19 protein-coding genes are annotated in these 24,215 nt (G+C 72.3%); 9 read left to right on the top strand and 10 right to left on the bottom strand.

What is annotated here, in order from left to right; all coding sequences use genetic code 11:
• Nucleotides 1–126: 126 nt before the first annotated feature.
• The 4 genes from NI25_RS27005 to NI25_RS27020 form a co-directional block, all read right to left on the bottom strand.
• Entirely contained in the window at nucleotides 127–1,536 is a 1,410-nt protein-coding gene (locus tag NI25_RS27005; protein WP_107071860.1) for an NAD(P)/FAD-dependent oxidoreductase, read from the bottom strand.
• Nucleotides 1,526–2,737 (bottom strand): MAB_1171c family putative transporter, encoded by a 1,212-nt coding sequence (locus NI25_RS27010; protein WP_061444925.1) that lies wholly within the window; start codon nucleotides 2,735–2,737, stop codon nucleotides 1,526–1,528. The genes NI25_RS27005 and NI25_RS27010 overlap by 11 nt, the downstream gene beginning before the upstream one ends.
• A gap of 163 nt (nucleotides 2,738–2,900) precedes the next feature.
• Complete coding sequence (locus tag NI25_RS27015) at nucleotides 2,901–4,085, bottom strand: MAB_1171c family putative transporter (protein ID WP_061444926.1); 1,185 nt, start codon at nucleotides 4,083–4,085, stop codon at nucleotides 2,901–2,903.
• A complete protein-coding gene (locus NI25_RS27020; protein WP_061444927.1) occupies nucleotides 4,082–4,645 on the bottom strand; it encodes a hypothetical protein in 564 nt (187 codons plus the stop codon). The genes NI25_RS27015 and NI25_RS27020 overlap by 4 nt, the downstream gene beginning before the upstream one ends.
• 226 nt (nucleotides 4,646–4,871) lie before the next feature.
• Between NI25_RS27020 and NI25_RS27025 the strand changes: the two genes are divergently transcribed.
• Genes NI25_RS27025 through NI25_RS27040 form a run of 4 tightly spaced genes read left to right on the top strand, consistent with a single transcriptional unit; the run spans nucleotide 4,872 to nucleotide 9,593 of the window.
• Nucleotides 4,872–6,230: an extracellular solute-binding protein gene (locus NI25_RS27025; protein ID WP_061444928.1), complete on the top strand. Its 1,359-nt coding sequence runs from the start codon at nucleotides 4,872–4,874 to the stop codon at nucleotides 6,228–6,230.
• Between the two features lie 14 nt (nucleotides 6,231–6,244).
• Nucleotides 6,245–7,186, top strand: coding sequence for a carbohydrate ABC transporter permease (locus NI25_RS27030; protein ID WP_061447119.1), 942 nt, complete (start codon nucleotides 6,245–6,247; stop codon nucleotides 7,184–7,186).
• The gene (locus tag NI25_RS27035; RefSeq protein ID WP_061444929.1) at nucleotides 7,183–8,046 is read left to right on the top strand and encodes a carbohydrate ABC transporter permease; all 864 of its coding nucleotides are present in this window, start codon (nucleotides 7,183–7,185) and stop codon (nucleotides 8,044–8,046) included. The genes NI25_RS27030 and NI25_RS27035 overlap by 4 nt, the downstream gene beginning before the upstream one ends.
• Nucleotides 8,047–8,087: 41 nt before the next feature.
• Nucleotides 8,088–9,593, top strand: a complete 1,506-nt coding sequence (locus tag NI25_RS27040) for an alpha-N-arabinofuranosidase (protein ID WP_061444930.1) — start codon at nucleotides 8,088–8,090, stop codon at nucleotides 9,591–9,593.
• A gap of 12 nt (nucleotides 9,594–9,605) precedes the next feature.
• On the opposite strand, the gene NI25_RS27045 is transcribed toward NI25_RS27040, so the two are convergent.
• Nucleotides 9,606–12,362: a beta-galactosidase gene (locus tag NI25_RS27045; protein WP_061444931.1), complete on the bottom strand. Its 2,757-nt coding sequence runs from the start codon at nucleotides 12,360–12,362 to the stop codon at nucleotides 9,606–9,608.
• Between the two features lie 334 nt (nucleotides 12,363–12,696).
• Between NI25_RS27045 and NI25_RS27050 the strand changes: the two genes are divergently transcribed.
• Nucleotides 12,697–13,350 (top strand): DUF4360 domain-containing protein, encoded by a 654-nt coding sequence (locus tag NI25_RS27050; protein ID WP_061444932.1) that lies wholly within the window; start codon nucleotides 12,697–12,699, stop codon nucleotides 13,348–13,350.
• A 19-nt stretch (nucleotides 13,351–13,369) separates the two neighbouring features.
• Here the strand turns inward: NI25_RS27050 and NI25_RS27055 are convergent, their stop codons facing one another.
• Nucleotides 13,370–14,938: a substrate-binding domain-containing protein gene (locus NI25_RS27055; RefSeq protein WP_061444933.1), complete on the bottom strand. Its 1,569-nt coding sequence runs from the start codon at nucleotides 14,936–14,938 to the stop codon at nucleotides 13,370–13,372.
• A gap of 263 nt (nucleotides 14,939–15,201) precedes the next feature.
• Between NI25_RS27055 and NI25_RS27060 the strand changes: the two genes are divergently transcribed.
• Nucleotides 15,202–16,170, top strand: coding sequence for an arabinan endo-1,5-alpha-L-arabinosidase (locus NI25_RS27060; protein WP_061444934.1), 969 nt, complete (start codon nucleotides 15,202–15,204; stop codon nucleotides 16,168–16,170).
• Nucleotides 16,171–16,209: 39 nt separating this feature from the next.
• Here NI25_RS27060 and NI25_RS27065 read toward each other — a convergent pair whose 3' ends face one another.
• The 4 genes from NI25_RS27065 to NI25_RS27080 all read right to left on the bottom strand — a co-directional run bounded on the left by NI25_RS27065 (nucleotide 16,210) and on the right by NI25_RS27080 (nucleotide 20,976).
• Complete coding sequence (locus tag NI25_RS27065; protein WP_061444935.1) at nucleotides 16,210–17,421, bottom strand: PucR family transcriptional regulator; 1,212 nt, start codon at nucleotides 17,419–17,421, stop codon at nucleotides 16,210–16,212.
• Between the two features lie 184 nt (nucleotides 17,422–17,605).
• Nucleotides 17,606–18,547, bottom strand: coding sequence for a hypothetical protein (locus tag NI25_RS27070; protein WP_061444936.1), 942 nt, complete (start codon nucleotides 18,545–18,547; stop codon nucleotides 17,606–17,608).
• A 36-nt stretch (nucleotides 18,548–18,583) separates the two neighbouring features.
• Entirely contained in the window at nucleotides 18,584–20,233 is a 1,650-nt protein-coding gene (locus NI25_RS27075; RefSeq protein ID WP_061444937.1) for a DUF6801 domain-containing protein, read from the bottom strand.
• Between the two features lie 110 nt (nucleotides 20,234–20,343).
• Nucleotides 20,344–20,976, bottom strand: a complete 633-nt coding sequence (locus tag NI25_RS27080; protein ID WP_061444938.1) for a hypothetical protein — start codon at nucleotides 20,974–20,976, stop codon at nucleotides 20,344–20,346.
• Nucleotides 20,977–21,629: 653 nt separating this feature from the next.
• On the opposite strand from NI25_RS27080, the gene NI25_RS27085 reads away from it, so the two are divergent.
• From NI25_RS27085 to NI25_RS27095, 3 genes are read left to right on the top strand one after another with little or no spacing between them, the layout of a single operon-like run.
• The gene (locus NI25_RS27085) at nucleotides 21,630–22,640 is read left to right on the top strand and encodes an ABC transporter ATP-binding protein (RefSeq protein WP_061444939.1); all 1,011 of its coding nucleotides are present in this window, start codon (nucleotides 21,630–21,632) and stop codon (nucleotides 22,638–22,640) included.
• Entirely contained in the window at nucleotides 22,637–23,401 is a 765-nt protein-coding gene (locus NI25_RS27090; RefSeq protein WP_061444940.1) for an MlaE family ABC transporter permease, read from the top strand. Before NI25_RS27085 ends, NI25_RS27090 begins: the two co-directional genes overlap by 4 nt.
• Nucleotides 23,402–23,407: 6 nt before the next feature.
• A complete protein-coding gene (locus NI25_RS27095) occupies nucleotides 23,408–24,214 on the top strand; it encodes an MlaE family ABC transporter permease (RefSeq protein WP_052842390.1) in 807 nt (268 codons plus the stop codon).
• Nucleotide 24,215: the final 1 nt, after the last annotated feature.

The following is a 24,215-nucleotide window of genomic DNA, read 5'->3' on the forward strand; positions in this document are numbered from 1 at the left end:
CCGGCGAGCACTTCCTGCTCGCCGGGGTCGGCGGCGGTCCGGTGCGGCGGAGGCGGGGGCCCGGGTGGGGCGGCCGGGTGAGGAGGCGGGGGCGGTCGTGCTCGCGAGCGTGGACCGGCTGCTCGCTCACACCCCCGCGCGGTCGAGCCCGGCGAGCACCTCGCGTTCGCCGGGCGTCAGCGGCGGTCCCGACAGCGGGGGGAGCGGAGGGCCGGCCAGGGCGGCCAGGACCGCCGACGGGTGGAACAAGCGGGTCGGCGGGGTGCGCATGCTGGTGACGTCCCAGAGTGCCGAGGCCGCCGCGAAGCTGCCGGTGGCCGCCCTCGTCATCCGCCGCGTGTACGCCGTCACCGCCCGGTCGGCGAGCCCCGGCCGCCGCCCGCCGCGCGTCTCGGGGTAGAGGACGTCCTGCCCGACGGCCGTCGCCCAGGCCGCGTCCACCGGGCGCGCCGCGCCCCGCAGCACCCGCCGGGCGAGACCCGGAGCGTCGAGACGGCCGGCCCGTGCCAGCTCCCGGCCGAGGACCCGGGCGCCGAACGCGGCCACCGACATGCCCTGCCCGTAGGCGGGGTTGAAGGTGCCGAGCGCGTCGCCGAGGACCACGAGGCCCTCCGGCCAGTGCGGCACCTTGTCCACGTAGTGCCGCACATTGCTGGTGGACCGGCTCAGACGCACGTCGGTGAGCGGTTCGGCGCCGGAGATCAGCCGGCCGACGATCGGGTCCGGCAGGCCGAGCGTGTAACGCAGGAAGCCCTCGGGGTCGGCCGGCGGCTCACCGCCGCGGGTGCCGCCGCAGCTGACCAGCCAGCGGCCCCCCTCGACCGGCATGACCATCGCGCTGCGGCCCGGCCGGGACGCGTACGGATCGGCGTGCACGACCGTCAGCGGGAACCGCTCCGCCCCGGCCGGCACCCGGTACAGGCGCGAGGCGTTGACCAGCCCCGAGTCCACGGTCCGGGTCCGCACGCCGGACAGCCCGAGCCCCTCCAGCCAGGGAACGATCCGCGTACCGCGTCCGCTCGCGTCGACGACCAGGTCTGCGTCGAGCACCGCCTCCTCCCCGCCGGGCCCCGACACCCGCACGCCCCGCACCCGGCCCGCGGACCCCGTCAGACCGACCGCGGCCGCCTCGCGCACCTCGACCGGCGTGTGCGCGAGCACCGCGTCCCGTACCGTCCAGTCCACCAGCGCCCGGGTGCAGGTGAGCATGACGGGCCCCTCGCGCCGCCAGCGGCGCAGCCAGCCCTCGGGGGTGCGGGCCAGCGTGCCCGAGCTGAGGGATATCTCGTGGGCCCCGGCGGCGAGCAGCCGCCCGCGCAGGCTCGCGCCGGGCACGATCTCCTCCATCGCGGCCAGCCCGCCGGCCATCAGCAGGTGCGCGTGCCGGCCCTGGGGCAGCCCCCGGCGCCGGCGCGGCCCGTCGGGCAGCTCGTCGCGGTCCACGACCACGACCTCCGCCACGCCCGCGTCGGCCAGTACGGCCGCGGCCAGCATCCCGGCCAGTCCGGCACCGACGACGACAGCTCTACGCGACATGGGGCTCCTCGGGTTCGCTCAGGGTTCCGGTCAGGGAGGACGGGCTCGTGCCGCCGGGCGCGCCCGCCCGGCCGGGCGGGTGGTGCAGGGCCTGCGACAGTTCCACCAGCCCGCTCGGGCCGGGCACCTCGGTGGCGTGCAGCCGGTAGGAAGCGGCGGCGTCGGGCGGTTCCTCGTGGGCGGCGGCCCGGCGTACCGCGTCGGCGAGCATCACCGCCTCCGCCGCCAGCCGGGCCTCGTGCGGGGAGCGGCCCGCGCGCAGGGCGGCGTCCCGCTCCCGCTCCCGGACCCGGTGGTCGAAGTACGGCGCCAGGGTGAGCAGGGCGTCGTGGATGGAGACCTCCCGCCACTGCAGCCGGGCCCGGGGAAGCTGCCACCGGGCGGCAGGCTGCCGGGGGGCCGTGGACACCGGCTTCACCAGCGACCACAGCGGACCCAGCCGCCGGTAGTCGTCCAGACCCCGCCAGTGGGCCAGCACGGACGGCAGCAGCCGGGGCAGGGCGAATCCCACGGAACACACCAGCGCCGCCAGCGACGCCATCGGCGGGGCCACCGTGGTGGAGAGGAAGTCGAGGTCGTGCCCCGCCCACCGCGCCACCACGGCCGTGTACTTGGCGAGCTGGAACCCCACCAGGTCCAGCAGCCCGCCCAGCACGATGAGCCGCAGCCCGGCGCGCAGCAGGCCGTCCACCGCACGGCTCCACCGGACGCAGACGGCGCACATCACCAGCATCGCCGCGCTGTGCCCGAGCAGGTACAGCAGGATCATCTCCCGCATGAACGGGGTGTCCGCGTAGTACGTGTCGAGGTCGGTCAGCCGCTCGGTGTCCGCGTCGGCGAGCAGGAACAGCACGACGATGGCGGCCACCAGCAGCCCGTAGGCGGCCATGCTGCGCAGCACCGCGCGCCGCACCACCGACCGGGGGCCGCCGCGCCAGTTGATCAGCAATACCAGCACCGCACAGCTGTACGCGGAGAGCATGCCGTAGGTCAGCGGGGCGCCGAAGTTGGGGACGCCGGTGAGCCGGTTGACGGTGCCGAGGGTGGCCGGGGCGGCGCACACGAAGACCAGGGCGCCGAGGACGATCGCCGCGCAGGTGGACAGGGTCAGCGGGTTGCGGACGGCGGTGCGCGGACGGCGGAACAGCAGCACCGAGGTCATGCCGAACACCAGTGCCGCCAGGTAGACGACGAGACTCACGCCCGACCACTCCTCTCCTGCGGGACTTCCCCGGCCGCGCCACGCCGACCGCCCGCACGACCGGGCGCGGGACGGCCCCTGCGGCCGCCCGTACGTCTGTCCGTGGAGCCGGAGCCGCCCGGGCGACGACCGCCCGTGGTTCCGCCTGCGGACCCGCCGCCCGTCACGCGGTGCCCGCCGTGGTCCTGCCGCTCGGCAGGGCGGGGGCGGCCGGCACCCGCACGGTGCCGGCGAGCACGTCGGCGATCCTGGCGAGGGTCGCCGGATCCGGTGACGGTACCGGGGACCGGCCGGTGCCGGGGGACGGTGGCGATGCCCGCCCCGGATCGGCCTCGCGCCGCAGCGCGTCGGTGATCACCGCTGCCCAGGCCCGCGCACCGGCCAGCCCGGGATCCCCCGTCGCGGCCAGCGCGTCGGCGCGGGTCCGGTCGTACAGGTCCCCGTCGCAGTACGCGGCCAGCTGGCCGAGCGCGTTGTGGATGCTCGTGCGGCGCCACATCAGGAGGGTGGCCGGCGAGGCGAACCGCGGGCGCGGCAGCCGCAGCGCCCGCCGGACGAGCAGGTCGTCCAGGGCCCGCTCCAACGGCTCGAGCCGGACGTACGCGCGGGACGCGCGCCGCCGCTCGGCCACCCACGGCGCCGCCAGCGGTACGAGCACCCCGACGACCACCAGGAGGGCGCCGAGGCCGGCCGCTGCCGGGGAGACGGTGGTGCCGAGCGCCGACCAGTCGCGCCCGGACCAGCGGGCGCTCACCGCGACGAGCTTGACGGCGCTGTAACCGGCGCCGCACAGCGAACCGGCCCCGAGCAGCAGCAGGCCGGCCCGCAGTCCGCCGCGCACCTGCCGGGCCCAGCGCAGCGCGCAGACCGTCGTGACGGTCACCGCGGTCAGGTGCGCGACCAGGTACAGCACGATCATCTGGGCCATGAACGGGGTCGTCGCGTAGTAGGTGTCGAGGTCGGTGCGGCGCTCCACGGGCGCGTCGCCGAGGGCGAAGGTCACCCCGATGCCGAGGACCACGACGGCGTACGCGAGCGTCCACCGGCGGGCGGTGCGGCGCACCCGGGGCCCGCCGCGCCAGTGGACGACGAGGACCTGGGAGGCGGCGCAGTACCCGGTGATCGCCGCGTAGGTGAGCGGCGCCGCGAGGTTGGGCACACCGCTCAGCCGGTTGACGGCACCGACCGTGGGCGGCGCCCCGAGCAGGAAGCAGAGTCCGGCCAGCCCCAGCACCGCGCAGATGGCCCGCAGATACGGATCGTGCCGGTGCCGCAGCAGGTCGGGTGCCTTCACCGCGAGACCGAGCCAGAGCGCCCCGCAACTCGTGTAGTTGATCAGGCTGTTCATCTGGTCGTCCCGCGGTAGTTGAGCGCGGCCCCGATACGGCCGGCGAGACTGCGCGGGCTGTCCGGGTCGGCGCCCTCCGCGGCGAACACCGAGTCGGTGGAGGCGTCCAGCCAGACGCGCAGCCGGCTGCCCATCAGCATGCCGAAGCGGTCCGCCTCCTGTTCCTCGGCCAGGGAGAAGTCGGTGCGCGCGGCCACCGGCCGGTTCCGGGCGACCGGCCGGTTCCGGACGCCCGCACGGGCGTTCGCCGCCGCCTCCCGTTCCGCCTCGGCCCGGCGGCGGCTCATGTGCCAGACCTCGTGGCACAGGATCACGATCTGGTGCCAGACGGCCGCGCGTTCGTCCACCACCACGTCGTCGTGGCTCTCGCGCTCCAGCCACAGTCCGCTCGCGGTGTGCGGCGGGAACGCCGCCCGGTGCACGACCACCTCCCGGCCCCGCCACGCGCTGACGGAGGCGACGAGTGCGTCGAACAGCACCTCGGGGTCGGCCGGCACGGCCACCCGGATGGGGTCGATGAGGGCGTCGGCGAGACGCCGCATCTCCTTCCTGGTACGCACCGTTGTCTCCTCGTTCCCCCGGGCTGTCCTCCGGCCACCCCTGCAATATGCCAAGAGGCGTGCCCTGTGGGCCAGTTCCGCGGCAGGTCCGAGGCCGGCTCCGCGCTCCCGGGAAAAGTCCTGCCCGGGATCCTGCCCGAACCATTGACGCGCAAGCGCTTCCCACCTACGTTTCCCGTTCGAAGTTACGAGCGACATTCGATATCTCGAACAGATAGGGCAGGGCATGGGACGACCTGGCCTGAATCGCAGGCACTTTCTGGCCGCGGCCGGCGGCCTGACGGTCGCGGGCAGCTTCGGCTTCGCCGCGCTCGGCACCGGCGCCGACGCGCTCGCCTCCGGAGCGGACACCCGGGTGCGCTACTGGAACCTCTTCAGCGGCGGCGACGGCTACAACATGATCGCGATGCTGGACGCCTTCCGCAGGGACAACCCCGGCATCGACGTGGAGGACTCCACCCTCCAGTGGGGCAGCCCCTTCTACACCAAGCTGGCCATGGCCGCCGCCGGCAACCGCGCGCCCGACCTCGGCGTCATGCACCTCGGCCGCGTCACCGGCTTCTCGCCCGGCCGCCTCCTCGACCCCTGGGACCCCGCCCTGCTCGCCAAGTACGGAGTGAAGGAAGAGGACTTCAACCCCGAACTGTGGAAGCGCGCCGTCATCGGCGGCGAGCTCTACGCCCTCCCGCTCGACATCCACGTCCAGCTCTGCTTCTACCGCAAGGACGTGCTGAAGAAGGCGGGCCTGCTCGGCGCGGACGGCCGGATCGTGCCGGTCACCTCCACCGAGGAGTGGTTCGACGTGCTCAAGGAGGCCAGGAAGGCCACCGCGAAGGGGCTGCAGACCATCGGCCTGTGGCACAACGACCAGAACTTCCAGTGGTGGTTCTTCGTCGCCTTCTACACCCAGCTCGGCGGCACCTGGTTCGACGACGCGAAGACCGAGGTCACCTTCGACACCGACAAGGCCGTCCAGGTCCTGGAGTTCCTGCGCAAGCACGTCGTCGACGGGTACGCCAACCCCTCCTTCGGCGGCGGGGCCGGTGCCGAACAGTTCGTCAACGGCTCGCCCTTCTGCTGGGAGGGCAACTGGTCCGTGCCGGTCTTCGACGCCGCGAAGCTCGACTACGGCGCCACCCCGCTGCCGCCCGTCTTCGGCAGGCGGGCCACCCACGCCGAGTCGCACTCCTTCGTCCTGCCGCACCAGGCCGGCCGCGGCGGCGCCACCAACGAGGGCGCGCACCGGCTCGCCTCCTACGTCGTCAAGCACGCCCGGCAGTGGGCGGCAGGCGGCCACATCCCCGCCTACACACCGACCCTGTCCACGGCCGCGTACAAGAAGCTGCGACCGCAGAACGAGTACGTCTCGGCCATGGACCACCAGGCCACCGAGCCCAAGGTGTGGTTCGCCGGGTCCACCGGCATCCTCGCCCAGCGCGTCGGCCCGGTCGTCGTCTCCTCCACGACGGGCTCCGCGAAGCCCGAGTCCGCAGCCCGCCGGATGAAGAGCACGCTCGCCGAACTGCTCGCCATGAAGAACCCCATGGACGGCCGCACCGCCGCACAGGGAGGTGCCGCCGCATGACCGCCGCCAGCGCCATGACCGCCACCGGCGCCGAGACGATCGTCCGCCCGACGCGTGCGAGGACCGCCGCCGCCGGCGCCGGCGTCCGCCGCGGGCAGGGTTTCCAGCACGGCGGCTGGTTCGTCGCCCCGTTCCTCGCCCTCTTCGCCCTGTTCGTGGTCTGGCCGCTGCTGCGCGGCCTCTACCTGAGCTTCACCGACGCCAACATCTCCGGCGACAGCGCGAGCTTCATCGGCCTCGACAACTACCGCGAGGCCCTGAAGGACCCCCTGATGTGGGACGCGCTCGGCCACAGCGCCTACTTCACGCTGCTCGTCGTGCCCTGCATCACCGTCCTCGCCTTCCTCCTCGCGATGCTGGCCCACCACATCGAGCGCGGCAAGTGGCTGTGGCGGCTCTGCTTCTTCCTGCCGTTCCTGCTGCCGTCCACCGTCGCCGCCAACCTGTGGCAGTGGCTGTTCAACCCCGGCACCGGGATGGTCAACCACGTCTTCGGCCTCGACACCCCGTGGCTGACCGACAAGTCGTACGCCATGCTCGCCGTCGTCGTCACCACGCTGTGGTGGACCGTCGGCTTCAGCTTCCTGCTCTACCTCGCCGCGCTCCAGGGCATCCCCGCCCACCTCTACGAGGCCGCCAAGCTCGACGGCGCGAACGCCTGGCACCGCACCGTCCACATCACGCTGCCGATGCTGCGCAACATCACCGGCCTCGTCGTCGCGCTGCAGATCCTCGCCTCGCTCCAGGTCTTCGACCAGGCCGTCGTCATGCAGGACTTCGGGCCCGGCCCGGAGAACTCGACCCGCACCTTCGTGCAGTACACCCTCGAACAGGGCTTCACCAGCTACCGCGTGGGCTACGCCTCCGCGATCTCCATCATCTTCTTCCTGCTCATCGCGGCCGTCGCCCTCGCCCGGATGTGGCTGCTGCGCAACCGTGAGGAGGGCGGCCGATGACCACCGCCGCACCGCCGGTCCGCACCCGCCCTCGCCGGGGGTGGACGCCCGGCCAGATCGTGCTCACCCTGCTCGGCACCGCCGTCTCCGCGGTGTTCCTCGCCCCGCTCGCCTGGGCCCTGTTCACCTCGCTCAAGTCGGAGACCGAGGCGGTCGAGGTGCCCACGCACTGGCTGCCGCACGACTGGACCGGCCAGGCCTGGACGGCCCTCTTCGAGACCGGCAACATCACCAACTGGTTCGTCAACTCGCTGGTCGTGTCCGTGTGCGTGACGACGATCGTGCTGCTGGTCGCCGCGCTCGCCGGATACGGCTTCGCCCGCACCGAGTTCCGCGGCAAGGGCGTCCTGATGGGCGTGGTGATGGCCGGCCTCATGGTCTCCCCGGCCGTGCTCGGCGTCCCGCTGTTCACCACCGTCCAGCAGATGGGGATGGTCGACACCTACTGGGGCATGATCCTGCCGCAGTGCGCGCCCGCCGCGATGGTCTACATCCTCTACAAGTTCTTCCAGGGCATCCCGCGCGAGCTGGAGGAGGCCGCCTTCATCGACGGCGCCGGCCGCTGGCGGGTCTTCTTCACGATCGTCGTGCCGCTCTCCCGCCCCTCGCTCGCGGCGGTCGGCATCTTCACCTTCATCAGCTCCTGGAACAACTTCCTGTGGCCCTACATGGTCACCAACAACCCCGACCTGATGACCATGCCGAACGGCATCGCGACCGTCATGAACTCCTACGGCATCCAGTGGGCCCAGCTCATGGCCGGCGGCCTGATGGCGGGCCTGCCGCTGATCGTCGTCTTCGTCTTCTTCCAGCGCCAGATCGTGGCGGGCGTCGCCCACACGGGCCTGGCCGGTCAGTAGAGAGCCCCGTACGAGGACAAGTCACCCCCCGAAAGGACAAGATGCGCCCCGCCCGCTTCACCCTCGACCCCGCCTTCACCGTCGGCGCCGTCAACCCCCGCCTCTTCGGCTCCTTCGTCGAACACCTCGGACGCTGCGTGTACACCGGCGTCTTCGAACCGGGCCACCCCACCGCGGACGCCGAGGGCCTGCGCCAGGACGTGCTGGACCTGGTCCGCGAGCTCGGTGTGACCGCCGTGCGCTACCCCGGCGGCAACTTCGTCTCCGGCTACAAGTGGGAGGACTCGGTCGGCCCGGTGGAGGACCGCCCGCGCCGCCTCGACCTCGCCTGGCGCTCCACCGAGACCAACCGCTTCGGCCTCTCCGAGTACATCGCCTTCCTCAAGAAGATCGGCCCCCAGGCCGAGCCCATGATGGCCGTCAACCTCGGCACCCGCGGCGTGGCCGAGGCCCTGGAACTCCAGGAGTACGCCAACCACCCCTCCGGCACGGCCCTGTCCGACCTGCGCGCCGAGCACGGCGACAAGGACCCCTTCGGCATCCGCCTGTGGTGCCTCGGCAACGAGATGGACGGCCCCTGGCAGACCGGCCACAAGACCGCCGAGGAGTACGGCCGCCTCGCCGCCGAGACCGCCCGTGCCATGCGCCAGATCGACCCGGACGTCGAACTCGTCGCCTGCGGTTCGTCGAGCCAGGCGATGGACACCTTCGCCGCCTGGGAGGCGACCGTCCTGAAGGAGACCTACGACCTGGTCGACCACATCTCCCTGCACGCCTACTACGAGCCGCACGACGGGGACGTCGACTCCTTCCTCGCCTCCGCCGTGGACATGGAGTCGTTCATCGAGAACGTCGTGGCCACCTGCGACCACGTCGGCGCCCGCCTCAAGTCGAAGAAGAAGATCAACCTCTCCTTCGACGAGTGGAACGTCTGGTACATGACCAAGACGCAGGCCGAGGTCAGCCCCCTGGACTGGCCCGAGGCGCCCCGCCTGCTCGAGGACAACTACAGCGTCATGGACGCGGTCGTCTTCGGCTCGCTGCTGATCGCCCTGCTGCGGCACGCCGACCGCGTCACCGTGGCCTGCCTCGCCCAGCTCGTCAACGTCATCGCCCCGATCATGACCGAGCCGGGCGGCCCGGCCTGGCGCCAGACGACCTTCTTCCCCTTCTCCCAGGCCTCGAAGTACGGCCGCGGCGAGGTCCTCGACGTCCGCGTGGACTCCCCGACGTACGACACCGCGAAGTACGGCGAGGCCGACCTCCTGCACGCCACCGCCGTGCGCGCCGAGGACGGCTCGGTCACCGTCTTCGCCGTCAACCGCTCCCGCACCGAGGCCCTCCCGCTGGAGGTCGCCCTCAGCGGCCTGCACCTGACGGAGGTCGTCGAGCACAGCGCCCTCGCGGACGCCGACCCCGACGCCCGCAACACCCTCGCCGACCCCGAGCGCGTCGCCCCGCACCCGGTGGACGGCACGACCCTGGCCGAGGGCACGCTCACCGCCGCCCTCGAACCGCTCTCCTGGAACGTGATCCGGCTGCGCTGACCCCGGCGCCGGTCAGCGGCGCCGGCCGGGGGAGGGAACGGGCTTCACCGGGACTCCTCCGGCCGCGCTGCCCAGCAGCTCCAGGCGCACCGGGCCGAGGGCCGGCGCCGCGGTGCCGGGGGACAGGACCGCGAGGGCCAGGGTGTTGGCGGCGGCGCGGGTGCGCAGGATGCCGTTCGGGAGGACGAAGGTGTGGGGGCTTCCCTCGGCGCCGCCCGCGTACTCGCCCATGTTCCAGCCGTTCAGGAAGACCTGGACGCGCACGTCCCGGTCCGGGGAGCCGTCCAGGACGAGGCCCACGGAGGCGTCGATCTCCGGTGGGACGTCCAGCCGGAACGTGGTCCGGTACCAGGTCACGCCCTGGCGCCGCTCCTCGTCCGGGGCGGCCGACGGGGACCCCGGCTCCCAGGCGCCGTCGTCGTACCCGGGCAGGTGCCAGCCGTGACGCTCCCCGTACAGGCCGCCGTGGTTGAGCGGGCCGCGCACCGGGTCGGGGGCGGCCGCGCCCATGATCCGCCAGTGGACGTCGGGTGCGGCGCCCTCGAAGCGGGCCGAGGTCAGGCCGCGGGCCGCCCGGTAGGCGTCCTGGGCGTGCTGCGTGCGCCGGACCAGGACGGAGAGAAGGGCGGGTTCGCCGTCCTCTCCGTCCCGCGCGCGCAGGGCCTGCGGCAGCCGGAAGTCCGCCGTTGCCGTCCACGTGCCCCTGCCGTCGCCGGGCCCGTCCGGCCGGTGGCTGCCCAGCGGCTCGCCGTCCAGCCAGGCCATCAGCAGGCCGTGCGCGCCGGTGCTGTACGACAGGGACACCGACTCCAGACCGGAGGCGCCGGTGAGGCGGGCCCGGTACCAGACGTCGCCGTAGTGGAAGCCGTAGTCGTCGGCGAAGAGCACGGGCTGCCCGTCGGGGACCGGGGTCGTGCTGTGCGAGGTGCGGCGGTCGGCGACCGGCCAGCCCTCGTCGCCGTAGTCGGGCTCGCGCTCGAAGTTCTCCGCGCGCCGCCGCCAGCCGTCGAGCGCGGGCAGGACCAGGCCGGGCACGCCCGGCAGCGGCCACACGGTCATCAGGCTCAGGGCGCGGCCGAGGCCCGACTGCACCCGCTCGCCGTTCCAGGTGACGTCGGTGATCCCGGGCGGCGCCCACACCTCCAACTCGCGCTCGTCGACCGTGTCGCCGGTGAGCCGGACCACGGGACCGTCCAGGGCGGCCTCGCGCAGCAGCTCGGGGCCGCGCACCAGGATGCGGCCCGACGGGGTCTCGTACGGCCACAGCCGCAGGGAGGCGGCGTCGTCGGCGAAGAGGAGGAGCAGGGTGCGGTCGGTCTCGCCGCTGCGCACCCGCACCCGGGTCAGCCGGTCCTCCTTCAGCGGCACCATCACGTGCAGCCTGCCGTGGTCGAAGGTCCAGGCGGCCTCCTCGTCCAGCCGGGTCGGCCACGGCTCGTCCGGGCAGTCGAGGACCAGGTGGGCCATCTCGCCGGCCCGCCCCACGAACGCGGCGATGTCCAGCTTCCCGACGCTCAGGGCCAGCATGGGCTGCACGGTGGCGTACGCGAGTGTGCGCCCGGCGCCCAGGCGGAGCCCGGTGGCGAGCAGCTTGGCGTCCCGGGCGGGGACGGTGACCTCCACCTCGGTCCCGCCCATCGGCACCGTCGAGGTGACGTCGGCCGCGGAGTCGTTGCGCAGGACGTACGCCTGGGCGCCGGTGTCCGGGTTGGCCAGGCGTCGGACCCGGATACGGGGGTCCGCGGCCCGGATCGCCGGTGCCTGGGTCATCCGGGTGAAGTCCGGGACGTGGCGCAGGAGGTGGCCGAGCTGGTGGAGCGGCGCGAGCTTGGCCGTCGGGCGGCGCGCCTCGTCGATCGCGGCGGTGGGGTCGTACGTCGGTGAGGGCGCCGACGGCGCGGGCAGCCACCCCCACGAGGTGCCGCCGAACGCCGTGTGGACGTTGTGCAGTGTGCTCCCGTGGCCGAGGCGGGCGAAGTGGAGCCGCCGCGCCTCGGCGGCGTCCCGGGTCCGCTCGGGCTCCTCCCAGGCGAGCGGGGAGTCGGCGTGCAGCAGGGGCACCTCGATGCCGTCGGCGCGCAGCCGCTCGCGCAGATGGTCCAGGTCGGCGCGCTCGGGGGTGTCGGCCCGGTAGAGCAGCACGGTGCCGCTGCCCCGGGTGAACTGGTGGCGGGCGGCGATGGCGTTCACCCGGCTCAGCCACTCGTCGGCGTGGCGCAGATACGCGGGGTCGGTGGACCTGGCCCGGGCCCCGACCGTCGTCAGCCAGCCGGGAAGCCCCCCGGCGTCCACGTCCGCGCCGATGTACGGGCCGGGGTGCAGGACGACGTACAGAGCGCACTCGGCGGCCGTGCGCAGGAACAGGTCGAGGTCGCGGACGCCGGTGAAGTCGTACCTGCCGGGGGCGGGGGAGTGCTGGTTCCAGGCGAGGCGGACGGTGACCGCGTTGTGGCCGTACGCCCGCAGCTTCTGCAGCACGTCCCGCCACAGGGACGGGCTCGGCAGCCGGAACGGATGCATCTCGCCGGACCACAGCGCCAGCCGCCTGCCGTCCACCAGCAGGGAGTACCGGTCCAGGGCGACCCGGTGGCGCCGGCCGTCGGCGCCGGGCGGGCCGGGTGGCGGCCCGGTGGGCACGGGGCCGGGACCGGCGGAGTAGGGCAGTGCCGCGCTGCTCACGCTGCCGCCGAGCGCGAGACCGAGGACGGTGGTGCCCGCGAGGGCGCTGAACGCTCGTCTGCCGAGCCTGTGGGGCCTGCTGAGCTCCAAGGGAGCCTCTCCTGTTGCGCGCGGTACCTCTGGTCCCGTCGGCTGCCCGGGACCGCCTGTGCCGGGCCATTGTCCCAGCGGACGCCCCATGGTCCGGTACGAGGACCGCGGCGCGTGCGGACCGCACACACTTTCTGGGGGTGGGCGCCGGCCCGCCGGGACGGGAACGCCCCGATGTGAATGGCCGGGAGTGCGTCTGTGCGGGCCCGGCGGGGCTCCCTACGATGCGACCGGTCCGTGAATGTCATGTGCACACCATGTGTAGATGGCGGACGCATTCAACGACATCTCGTTCCACCGCATCCACCCCCCCACCGACCGGGATGGGAGACCCATGGCCACCGGCCTGCTCCTGAGCGGCACGATCGCCGCGCTCCTCACCTCCGTGCTGCCCGCGCAGCACCAGCCCTCCGGCGGGTTCGAGGACCCGCCGCCGGACAAGATCGTCATCAAGATCGCCACCGTCAACGGCTCCGGCTGCCCGCAGGGCACGGCGGCGGTCGCCGTCTCCGAGGACAACACGGCGTTCACCGTCACCTACAGCGACTACCTCGCCCAGGCGGGCGGCGACTCCGCGCCCACCGACTTCCGCAAGAACTGCCAGCTCAACCTGCTCGTGCACGTCCCGCAGGGCTTCACCTACGCCGTCGCCGGCGCCGACTACCGCGGCTTCGCCGCGCTCCAGCCCGGCGCGAGGGGCACCCAGCGGGCCTCGTACTACTTCCAGGGCTCCCCGAACACGGAGTACCGCACCCATCCCTTCGGCGGCCCGTACAACGACAACTGGCAGGCCACCGACAGCACCGACTGGGCGCAGCTGGTCTGGGCGCCCTGCGGGGTCCAGCGCAACTTCAACATCAACACCGAGCTGCGGGTGAGCACCGGGACCTCCGACCCCGGCCGGGTGAGCTTCATGACCATGGACTCGACCGACGGCGACATCAGCACCGTCTACCACCTGGCGTGGAAGGAGTGCCCGGAGTCCTGACCCGGGGCGCCCGCCGCGCTCACCTCGCGGCGGGCGAGCCGTCCGGCCGGCACAGCAGCGGCTTGTCCAGCTCGGCGCAGGGGCGGTGGCCCTTGGAGCGGACGATGTCCTTGCCGACCTCGTTGGCCAGGTAGCGCAGGAAGCCCGCCGCGATCGAGTCGGCCGGCGGTTCGCCGTAGGTGTAGGCGATCTCCGTCTGCCAGTACGGGTACGCCCCCTGGTCGGCGCCCTCCAGGGTGGCCGGGTAGCCGTCGATGCGGATCTGCCGGACGCCGTCGTGCGTGGCGGCGGCGCCCACCTCGCTGTGCCCCAGGGCGCCCGGGGTGGAGGCCACCGTGTCCAGCAGCGTCCCGGTGCCGCCCACCTCGCAGCGGCCCGGCCGGTCCCGGTCGAGCCCGGCGCAGTCGGGGGCGGTGACCGCGGGGAGGGCGCGGCCGTCGAGGACCTGCTGTTCGAGCGTGGTCCGGGTGCCCGAGCCGGGGTTGCGGCTGATCAGGTGCACGGGCACGTCGTTGCCCCTGACCTGGCTCCAGTTGGTGATCCTCCCGGCGTAGATGTCCCGCACCTGCCGCAGGGACAGGTCCTCGACTCCCGCGTCCTTGTGCACGACCAGGGTGAACAGGGACAGCGCGACGGGCCTCGGCAGCAGGCGCGGGCGGCCCTCCGACTTCGGTCCGTCGCTGAACGCCAGCCGGTCGCCCAGGCCCCGGCCGCCGGTGAGCCGGGCGTCGGCCCCGGCACGGGCGAGGGTGTCGAGCCCGTCGACGCTGCCCTTGAAGGAGGTGGCGGTGAGCGGGATGTGCGCGTCCGGGCAGGTCCGCTCGTACTGCCGCGCGGCCTCCCGCAGCACCGGCGCGAAGGCCGTGGAGCCCGACAGGTGCAGGGTTCCGGCGGCACAGTCCAGCGGTGCGGCGGCCTCGTCGCCGCCGGTCAGGGCGAACGCGGACTGGGTGGCGCTCACCAGGATCAGCGAGGCGAGCAGCCAGCGGACCTGGCGCGAGGCGAAGGGGTAGTACGCGGTCTTCCTGATGTTCCCGCCGCGCACCCCGCCGACGATCCCCGCCGTGACCTCCGGTTCCGGGAACTCCGGTTCGGTGAAACCCTCTTCGCGGTCCAGGACCGCCAGGACCTTGTAGTGAGCCCGGCGGTTGAGGATCACCTTGGGCAGCTTGATCTCCCGGCCCGTGGTCTCGAAGCCCTCGGCCCCCGGCACGAAGAAGGTGGGCGGCACCTGCGGGCTGCGCTCGGTGACGGTCATGCCGACCACACGGCGGCCGGGGAAGGCGATGCGTATGCCCACGGGGTCGTTGGCCGGGGCGACGTAGTCGGCGGCGACCACGGGGGTCCAGCCGGCGTTCTCGATCCGCAGCAGGACGACCGAGGGGTCGCGCAGGTTCGTGCCGTCCCACTGCATGCGCTGCAACACCGTCGTGGCGGGCCCCGAGGCGGCCGAGTCCCGGATGGTGGTGTCAAGCTGGACCCGGTAGCCGAGCCGTTTGCGGCCCGCCAGCACGAACTCCCACAGCGCGGCCGCGACGGGCACGGCCAGGCCCAGGACGGCGGCCACGGAACCCCAGGACACACTCACGTCCGGCTCCCCCTCAGGACGGTGACACGGGAGGCCATGGTGACGGTGGAGGGGAGGGACGGGGCGCGGAAGCGGCGACTCCCCGGTTCGAATTCACGCGCGGGTCACCTTCGACACCCGGCGTTTTCCGGACATCAACCGCCGCTGCCGCCCGGGGCGTTGACGCGCAAGCGCTTCGATTCTAGGTTCCGTGACTGCGCAGCGTCCGACAACACGACCAATGTTCGAGCAACCGAACATGAGAAGTGGAACAGGAGCCCCACATGCGTCGCAGACGAGCCGCCCTCCTCGCGCTTCCCGCCGCCGCCCTGCTCGCCCTCGTCCCCTCCACGGCGTCGGCCTACCCCGGCCCCGGCCGGGTCACCGGCTCCGTCGTCACCCACGACCCGACGATGATCCGCACCGCGTCCGGGCAGTACCGGCTCTACGCCACCGGCGGCGGCATCAGCAGCAAGTCGTCCTCGGACCGCACCGCCTTCGCCGCGGGCGCCGACGCCTTCGGCACCCGGCCCGGCTGGTGGTCGCGGTACTCCGACGTCCCCGAGGCCTGGGCGCCCGACATCTCGTACCACGGCGGCAAGTACCTGATGTACTACTCCGTCTCGTCCTTCGGCGAGAACACCTCCGCCATCGGACTCGCGGGCTCCACCACCGGGGCGCCGGGCAGCTGGAGCGACTACGGCATCGTCTACACCTCGACCTCCGCCAGCGACTACAACGCCATCGACCCGAACCTCTTCGTCGACGACGACGGGACGTGGTGGCTCTCCTTCGGCAGCTGGTGGACCGGCATCAAGATGATCCGCATCGACCCGGCCACCGGCAAGCAGCACGCCTCGGACACCGCCCGCCGCTCCCTCGCCTCCCGCCCGACCGGCACCAAGGCCGTCGAGGCGCCGTACGTCGTCAAGAGGAACGGGTACTACTACCTCTTCGCCTCGTACGACGTCTGCTGCGACGGCACCAGCTCCACCTACAAGGTCAAGGTCGGCCGGGCGACCAGCGTCACCGGGCCCTACCTGGACCGCAACGGCGTCTCGATGATGGACAACGGCGGGACGCCGGTCCTGGAGTCGCACGGCAGCGTCATCGGCCCCGGCGGTCAGTCGATCATGAACGACGTGGACGGCGACCTGATCGTCTACCACTACTACGACGGCAACGACAACGGCACGCCCAAGCTCGGCATCAACCTGCTGGACTGGAGCAGCGGCTGGCCCGTGGCCTACTGACCCGCCCGCCCCGAGGGGCCCGCACGCCGGCCCCGGTCATCACTCCGCGTCGTCGTGGCCGCGCAGGTGGAGGGAGCGCAGCGCCACCTCGATGGCGAAGCGGTGGTCCGGGTCGGCGAGGCGGTCGCCCAGGTGGGTGTCCAGCGTCCGCAGGCGGTAGCGGACGGTCTGCGCGTGGACGCCCAGCATCTCGCCGACCTGCTCCGCGGGCGCCCGGGTGGACACGTGGACGCGGAGGGTCTCGACGAGCCGGTCGCGCCGCCGGGCCGGCAACGCGTCGAGCGGGGCCAGTTCACGGGCCGCGATCCGGTCGACGAGGGCGGGGTCGGACAGCAGCCACAGGGTCGTCAGGTGGTCCTCGCAGAGGATCAGCGGAGCGTCGGGTATGACATCGTCGTCGACGAGCTGCAGCACCCGGCGGGCCCAGCGGACGGAGTCGGCGGCCTGCGTGATCGGCACGGTCAGACCCACCGCGGCGCGGGTGCCGGCCAGGGCGGTGGCGATCATGTCGAGACGGGCGGGGGTGACGTCCCCGGGCACGAGCAGGTGCGGCTGGGGGATGTCCAGGTCGGTGAGGACGTCCCGGTCGAGTCCCGCCTGGATGTGTTCCGGCGCCGGGGACTGCAGGGCGACCAGGAAGCAGGACCGGGGGAGTTCCCAGGCGGCGGCCTTGCACAGTTCGGAGACGGCCGTGCGGGGCAGTGGTGCGGAGGCCAGCAGGAAGTGCAGTAACTGTCTTCGTAACGCGGACTCCTCGGAGGCGGCCCGTTCCCGCACCTCCGCGTATCCCTCGCGGGTGATCGCCTCCAGCTCCTCGACGTAGGCGAAGAGGGCGTCGGCGAAGGCGAGGATCAGCGAGGGGGAGAGGCTGTACTGCCGGCCCAGGGTCTTGGCCCGGCGCAGGGCGATGCGGGCGCCGAGCCGGTAGGCGCCCTGCAGCACCTCCAGGTCGCGGCCCTCGTAGGCCTCCACCCGGCCGAACCTGCGCAGCAGTTCGTCGCGCAGCTCCGAGCTGCTGGAGGGGTCGGCCACCCGGTCCACGAAGGCGGTCAGCGCCTGCTCGACGCCCTGACGGATCGCGTCCCCGTCCGGGCCGTTGAGCAGCCTGCCGTAGACCGGATAGCTGCGGGTGACCTCGGTGCGTATCTCGTTGAGCAGCCCCGGGAGCAGCGGCCGCATGAAGGCCGCGAACTTCTTGGGGAGGGGGTCGAGCGGTTCACCGGGCACCGAGGGACGCGCGATTGCGGGCATGAGTGATCCCTTGCCGTCGACATGTCCGGTGGGGCGGACCGGCCGGGCCCCGCCCCGGGCGGGCGGTGCCTGGACCGGTCCGCTGGGCGTTCACCGGTCTGGCAAAGCTGAAGGTAAATCAACTTTGTTGTGTTGTACATCTCTTGGGGAGGAATCGTGTCACGGTTGTGTGTGCCTTTGGCTGTTACTCGACGGCGGAGTGCCAGTTCTCGGCCAGGACCTTGCCGGCGTCGGGGACGACGGTCCCGGGCGCGTTGAGCCCGGTGAGGTGGGTCCGGGTGTCGTTGAGGGTGACGCTGTTGTTCCCGGCGGCGGAGGGCAGCCCGGTCTTCGCGTTCACCGCGGCGTTGATCAGGCCCACGTTCAGGCCGCAGCCGGTGGCGCCGGGCACCGCGAAGGCGCTGTCGTTCTGGGTGGCGCCGGTGAGGTTGATCCGGCTCATCTCGCCGGCCGGGTCCTCGGTGCCGTCGCCCTGGAAGAAGGTCATGCCGAACTCGGGGAAGTTCCGGTTCTCCGGGCGCAGCACGATCGGGTTCGCGGCCGTTCCGATGTAGCAGTTGTCGCCGAGGAGCGGGTTCTCCAGGTGGATGCGGACCGGCAGGGCGACGATGGGCATGTCGGTGAGCACGCCCGCGGTCTGGTCGAAGGCGTAGGGCGTGCCGACCGACTCCATGGTGGCGGTGATCTTGTTGAGGCTGGAGTTCTCCAGCGACTCGCAGATGCCCGTGATGACGAAGATGTCGCTCGGACACATCAGGCCGAGCAGTCCGCCGGGGACGGTGGCGGGCTCGGCGACCAGCGCGCCGGAGGCCGGGGCGACCACGCTGCTGGTGCCGTCGGCGTTCTGGACGACGCCCATCTGGAGGTTGGTCCGGCCGGTCGTCACGGTGGTCTTGCCCAGCTTGATGGTGCCGCTCGCCGAGGTGGACACCACGCACTGCGGGGTCTTCTCGAAGCCGTCGGCGTTCAGCATCGCGGGAGCGTCCACGGGGCAGCGGGTGAAGGGGGCCCACTCGCCGTTCAGCGCGGGGTCGGCGGCACTGGCCGTGCCCAGGGAGGCGAGGGCGCCGAGCGCGGTCAGCGCGGACACGGTGGCGAGCCGGGTGCGGGTGGGGATCGAGGGCATGGTGGTGGCCTTCCGGGGAGTCGGGGGCGGGGCGGGTCAGTGCTCGGCGACGGGGATCTCGTAGGGCTGGAGATCCTCGGTGCACTGGCCTTCGTTGGTCGGGCTCGGGAACACGGGGGCGGCGATCGCGCACGTCTGGCCCTGGACCTGCTTGACGAGGTTGCCGGGACCGGAGACGGAGGCGGTGAGCAGGCGGTCGAGGTCCTCGCCGTCGGTGCCGCAGCCGGTGAAGGCGGGGATGGTCGCCTCGCCGGACAGCACGCCGCCGCTGAGCAGCAGATAGCCGGTGGCCGGCTGGCCGATGAGCAGCTCGCCCCGGCCGTACAGCACCAGGTGGTCACCGGGGAAGTTCGCGGGGTCCGGGTCCTCGGACATGAGGGACGTCTCGGTCCGGCACTCGGAACCGACGTCCAGGGGTGTCCCGTTGACCTCCAGATCCAGCACGTGCAGGACCAGCGGGGCCCGGACGTATGTGTCCGTGGTCGTGGAGAAGTCGGTCATGCTCATCTTCATGCGGGAGTCGATCCGCATCGTGTCCGTCTGCTCCAGCACCATGGTGGCCTTCACCGGGGTGAAGTCGAAGGACAGGAAGGTCGCTTCGAAGGGCGGCGTCTGCCTGCGCTCCTGGTAGTGGAAGTTCGCGTACGACACGGTGTCGAAGATCAGGTAGTCCGGGTCGGGGGGACCCGGCACGGGAACGCCCTGCTCGATCAGCACGCAGGAGGGCGGGAGGTAGGCGGCGCCCTTCATCTTCTTCACGTTGGCGTAGCCGGTGACGTACGCGTTGAGCGACACGTCCGTGGGCGGGTGCTGCTCGTCGTAGCGGCAGGGCGGGACGTCGTCGCGGTCCGGGGCCGTGCCGGGGGTGTTCTCCAGCACTTCGGGCGACCGCTCGGACTGCCGCTCCCGCTGCCGGTCCCCCCGTCCGTCCGGCTGTCCCTCGTCCGGCGCCCCGGAGGTCCCGGCCGGTCCCGGCGAGGACGGCGAGCCGCTCGGTGCGCCGGTGCCCGTGCCGACGGGCACGGTGGCCAGCAGCCCCTGGCCGGGAGCGTCCTCGGCGAGGGTGCAGTCGACGGCCGGCGAGCCGGGGCGGGTGCCGGAGTCGGGCGTGGCCGTGGCCGTGGCCGCGTCGGTCGCGGTCCCGTCCGCCGCCTCGAGCACCAGGTCGATCGCGAGGGAGCCCGCGGAGAACGTCAGGTCGCCGTCGCCCCGGCCGGCCACCGAGGGCACGTCTCCCCGCGCCACGAGTGTCAGCGGACCCGACTCGGGCAGCTCCACCGGCTCCGCGTCTCCCCGCCAGGTCGCCCGCGCCGTGGCCGCGTTCTGGGCCACGCCGACCTCGAGCCGGGTGGCCGCCCGTACCCCGGCCGCGCCGTGGCCGGCGAGGTCCGCGACCGCCTCCTCGGGGAGCTCCACGGTGGTGGTGACGCCGGACGGCGTGAACGCCTCGCCCGCCTCGGCCCGCGCCGGGAACTCGGCCGCGACCCGCACCGTCGCGGGCAGCTGACCCGAGGGCAGGGCACAGACGTAGGGGAGTTCGGCCTCGACCTCCTGGGTGCCCGAGGCCGAGGCGGTGGTCGGGACCAGGGCGGCGAGCACCACGAACGCGGCGATCGACGCGCTCCGGGCGCGGGCGCGGGCACGGGTCCGGGGCGGCCGCGGGGCGGCGGCTGGCTTGGCTGTCATGCGACTCCGCTCGGATGGCTCGGACGGGGGCCGGTCTTCTCGGGGCGCGGCACACGGCCCGCGAACGCCCGGCCGGGGTGCCGACCGGGCGGACATGGCTGGTCGGCGGCCTACGGGTTGGAGCCGACGATGGTCGGGATGACGCTGCTGCCGGCGACCTTGACGGCGTAGTTGCCCTTGAAGGTGGGCTTGGTCGCGGTCGTGACGATCGCACCGCAGTTGACGGGGTTGCTGACCGCCAGTTCACCGGCGGTGCTGTTGATCGCCAGCACACCGGTGGAGTTGGTGTACGTGCCCGACGCCTTGCCCGTCACCGTGAACTTGCAGGCGCCGGCGGTCACGTTGGCCTTGACGTTGCCGACGTAGCCCTTGGTGACACCGGTGGCGGCGTCGTAGTCCACCGCGACGACGTCCCACGGGGTGACGGACGTGGTGGTGACGTTGCCCAGCACGCTGGTGCACGGCGAGCCGGACGCACCGAAGTTCATGGTGGTGATGTCGGCGACGTCACCGGGGTTGCCGGTGGTGCTCGCCATCGTTCCGGCCGCGTTCGAGGTGGTGCACGTCATGGGGATGGTGGCGGTCAGCACGATGTTGCCGACGTTCGTCGCCTGGAAGGCGGCCGGAGAGGGGCTGACGGTCCACACCGTGGAGGGCGCCGCCGAGGACGGGGCGGCGGCGAGACCCAGTGCCGACGCGGCCGCACACACCACGAGGGCTGACCTTCTGATGCTCTTCTTCATGGCTCGGGAGTCTCCTTGAGGGTCGACCTGCATTGAGCCGTGACGTTACTCGCGGGAAACATAGCCGAACAATGCGGCCGTCCATGATTCTTTGAAAAGTGGAACAACCTGTTTCCCGGGTGAGCGAATCGCGATTCCCCTTAGTCATCCGCTGCCAAGGAGGGGACGCTCGAACGATGATGCGCCACTTTCCCGGCGGGCGCCCGGGGTGGGCTCGGAATCATCACCGGATGACAAGTTGCCGAGGGGTTTCTGTGTCCTCCGTGACAGGTTCCGGATGGCCGGAGCCGGCATCCCGGAAAACTCCGATTCCGGTGTTGCCCGCCGAGGTTACCCGGCCGTAACGTGCCGGTGCGGTGCTCGGTTCCAGGTCGGTGGCCCCCGTCGGCCGGAGCCATGGCGGACGCGTTCCGGCCCACCTCCCGTGCGGCAGCGTGTCCGCCGGCGGGGTCCCGCGGGATCCACACCCCCCGGAACCGCGAGACCCTGCCCTGTCTCCCCGGAGACAAGTGCGGGGCGGGCAGGTTGTCTGCGCGGTGACAAGTTCCACCGGGGTGCCGGAGATCGGTGCCGCACCCGTTGTCAGTGCGCTCCGGGCCGACTTAACGTGCGGGCCCGCGGCGCGAATCCGATGGACGTCCGCTGGAGGTGATATGGGAATCGAAGTAGTGGTCGAGGGCCTGACCAAGTCCTTCGGTAAGCAGAGCATCTGGCGGGACGTGTCACTCACTCTTCCGGCCGGAGAGGTCAGCGTGATGCTGGGCCCGTCCGGAACCGGTAAGACCGTTTTCCTGAAGTCGCTCATAGGGCTGCTCAAACCCGAGCAGGGCCGTGTCCTCATCAATGGGGTGGACATGGTGAACAGTCCGGAAAGAGACATCTACGAGACCCGGAAACTGTTCGGTCTCATGTTCCAGGACGGTGCCCTCTTCGGGTCCATGTCCCTTTTCGACAACATCGCCTTCCCGCTGCGCGAACACACCCGCAAGAAGGAGTCCGAGATCCGCCGCATCGTCATGGAGCGGATCGAGGTGGTCGGGCTGCTGGGCGCGGAGGGGAAGCTGCCGGGAGAGATCAGCGGCGGCATGCGCAAGCGGGCCGGACTGGCCCGCGCGCTCGTCCTCGACCCGCAGATCATCCTGTGCGACGAACCGGACTCCGGGCTCGACCCGGTCCGCACCGCCTACATCTCCCAGCTTCTGATCGACCTCAACGCGCAGCTCGACGCGACGATGCTGATCGTCACCCACAACCTCGACATCGCCGCCACCGTGCCCGACAACATGGGGATGCTCTTCCTGCGCGAACTCGTCACCTTCGGCCCGCGCGAGGTCCTGCTCACCAGTGACGAGCCGGTCGTGGCCCAGTTCCTGGGAGGCCGGCGCGAGGGACCCATCGGGATGTCCGAGGAGAAGGACGCGGCCACCCTCGCCGCCGAGGCGGACACCGCCCCCGCGGCCCCCGCCGCGCCCCGGGCGATCGTGCCGCAGCTCGAGCCCTCGCCCGGCCTGCCGCCGCGCCAGGCAGTCGCCCGGCGACGCAAGCGTGTCATGGGCATGATCGACACGCTGCCGCCCGCCGCACGGTCCGCCATCCGGGAGACCTACGCGAAGAGCTCCGAGGCGGCCACCCTGCCGATGCCCGCCGCCGGGAGCGGCGCGTGATCACCGGCGCGCTGCGGCAGACCGGGCGGCTCTTCGCGCTCGCCGCGGAGGTCACCCGGGCCGTCTTCCGAAGACCCTTCCAGTTCCGCGAGTTCGTCGAGCAGTTCTGGTTCGTCGCGAGCGTGACCATCCTGCCCGCCGCCCTGGTCTCCATCCCCTTCGGCGCCGTCATCGCCCTCCAGGTCGGTTCGCTCACCGAGCAGCTCGGCGCCCAGTCCTTCACCGGCGGCGCCAGCGTCCTCGCCGTGGTGCAGCAGGCCAGCCCGCTCATCGTCGCGCTGCTCATCGCCGGCGCCGGCGGCTCCGCCATCTGCGCCGACCTCGGCTCCCGCAAGATCCGCGAGGAGCTGGACGCGATGGAGGTCATGGGCGTGTCGCCCGTACAGCGGCTGGTCGTGCCCCGGGTGCTGGCCGCCATGGGCGTCGCCGTCCTGCTCAACGGCCTGGTCTCCGTCGTCGGCATCCTCGGCGGCTACTTCTTCAACGTCATCATGCAGGGCGGCACCCCCGGCGCCTACCTCTCCAGCTTCTCCGCCCTCGCCCAGCTGCCCGACCTCTACGTCAGTGAACTCAAGGCGCTCGTCTTCGGGTTCATCGCGGGCATCGTCGCCGCCTACCGGGGCCTCAACCCGCGCGGTGGCCCCAAGGGCGTCGGCGACGCCGTCAACCAGTCCGTCGTCATCACCTTCCTCCTGCTCTTCTTCGTCAACATGGTGATGACGGCCGTCTACCTCCAGATCGTCCCGCCGAAGGGAGGCTGAGGACCGATGGCCTCCCCGCTCGTCTGGCTCGACCGCTCCGGCGACCAACTCCTGTTCTACGTCCGGGCCCTGCTGTGGATCCCGCGGACCCTGCGCCGCTACCTCAAGGAGGTGCAGCGCCTGCTCGCCGAGGTGGCCTTCGGCTCCGGCGGCCTCGGCGTCATCGGCGGAACCATCGGCGTGATGATCGCGATGACCCTCTTCACCGGGACCGTCGTCGGACTCCAGGGCTACGCGGCCCTGGACCAGATCGGCACCGCCGCGTTCACCGGATTCGTCTCCGCCTACTTCAACACCCGCGAGATCGCCCCCCTCGTCGCCGGACTCGCCCTCTCCGCGACCGTCGGGGCCGGCTTCACCGCCCAGCTCGGCGCCATGCGCATCAACGAGGAGGTCGACGCCCTGGAGGGCATGGGCATCCGCTCGATGCCCTACCTGGTCACCACCCGCATCATCGCCGGCGTCGTCGCCATCATCCCGCTCTACGCGATCGGCCTGCTCTCCTCCTACCTCGCCTCCCGGTACGTGACCGTCCTGTTCAACGGGCAGTCCCGGGGGACCTACGACCACTACTTCAACCTCTTCCTCTCCCCGACGGACGTCCTGCTCTCCGTCCTGAAGGTGCTGATCTTCAGCGTGATGGTGATCGTCGCCCACTGCTACTACGGCTACCGCGCCTCCGGCGGCCCGGCCGGCGTCGGCGTGGCCGTCGGCCGGTCGGTGCGCAACGCCATCGTGCTGATCAGCGTCACCGACTTCTTCCTGTCGCTGGCCCTGTGGGGCGCGACCACGACCGTGAAGGTGGCGGGGTGAC

This window comes from Streptomyces sp. CCM_MD2014 (assembly GCF_000772045.1).
Lineage (GTDB): Bacteria > Actinomycetota > Actinomycetes > Streptomycetales > Streptomycetaceae > Streptomyces > Streptomyces salinarius.

What these genes read in the sequence shown, in the direction of transcription:
- NI25_RS27005 (WP_107071860.1), bottom strand. Translation starts at nt 1,536, where the DNA reads ATGTCGCGTAGAGCTGTCGTCGTCGGTGCCGGACTGGCCGGGATGCTG.
- NI25_RS27015 (WP_061444926.1), bottom strand. Translation starts at nt 4,085, where the DNA reads ATGAACAGCCTGATCAACTACACGAGTTGCGGGGCGCTCTGGCTCGGT.
- NI25_RS27025 (WP_061444928.1), top strand. Translation starts at nt 4,872, where the DNA reads ATGGGACGACCTGGCCTGAATCGCAGGCACTTTCTGGCCGCGGCCGGC.
- NI25_RS27030 (WP_061447119.1), top strand. Translation starts at nt 6,245, where the DNA reads ATGACCGCCACCGGCGCCGAGACGATCGTCCGCCCGACGCGTGCGAGG.
- NI25_RS27035 (WP_061444929.1), top strand. Translation starts at nt 7,183, where the DNA reads ATGACCACCGCCGCACCGCCGGTCCGCACCCGCCCTCGCCGGGGGTGG.
- NI25_RS27040 (WP_061444930.1), top strand. Translation starts at nt 8,088, where the DNA reads ATGCGCCCCGCCCGCTTCACCCTCGACCCCGCCTTCACCGTCGGCGCC.
- NI25_RS27050 (WP_061444932.1), top strand. Translation starts at nt 12,697, where the DNA reads ATGGCCACCGGCCTGCTCCTGAGCGGCACGATCGCCGCGCTCCTCACC.
- NI25_RS27060 (WP_061444934.1), top strand. Translation starts at nt 15,202, where the DNA reads ATGCGTCGCAGACGAGCCGCCCTCCTCGCGCTTCCCGCCGCCGCCCTG.
- NI25_RS27065 (WP_061444935.1), bottom strand. Translation starts at nt 17,421, where the DNA reads ATGCCCGCAATCGCGCGTCCCTCGGTGCCCGGTGAACCGCTCGACCCC.
- NI25_RS27070 (WP_061444936.1), bottom strand. Translation starts at nt 18,547, where the DNA reads ATGCCCTCGATCCCCACCCGCACCCGGCTCGCCACCGTGTCCGCGCTG.
- NI25_RS27075 (WP_061444937.1), bottom strand. Translation starts at nt 20,233, where the DNA reads ATGACAGCCAAGCCAGCCGCCGCCCCGCGGCCGCCCCGGACCCGTGCC.
- NI25_RS27080 (WP_061444938.1), bottom strand. Translation starts at nt 20,976, where the DNA reads ATGAAGAAGAGCATCAGAAGGTCAGCCCTCGTGGTGTGTGCGGCCGCG.
- NI25_RS27085 (WP_061444939.1), top strand. Translation starts at nt 21,630, where the DNA reads ATGGGAATCGAAGTAGTGGTCGAGGGCCTGACCAAGTCCTTCGGTAAG.
- NI25_RS27095 (WP_052842390.1), top strand. Translation starts at nt 23,408, where the DNA reads ATGGCCTCCCCGCTCGTCTGGCTCGACCGCTCCGGCGACCAACTCCTG.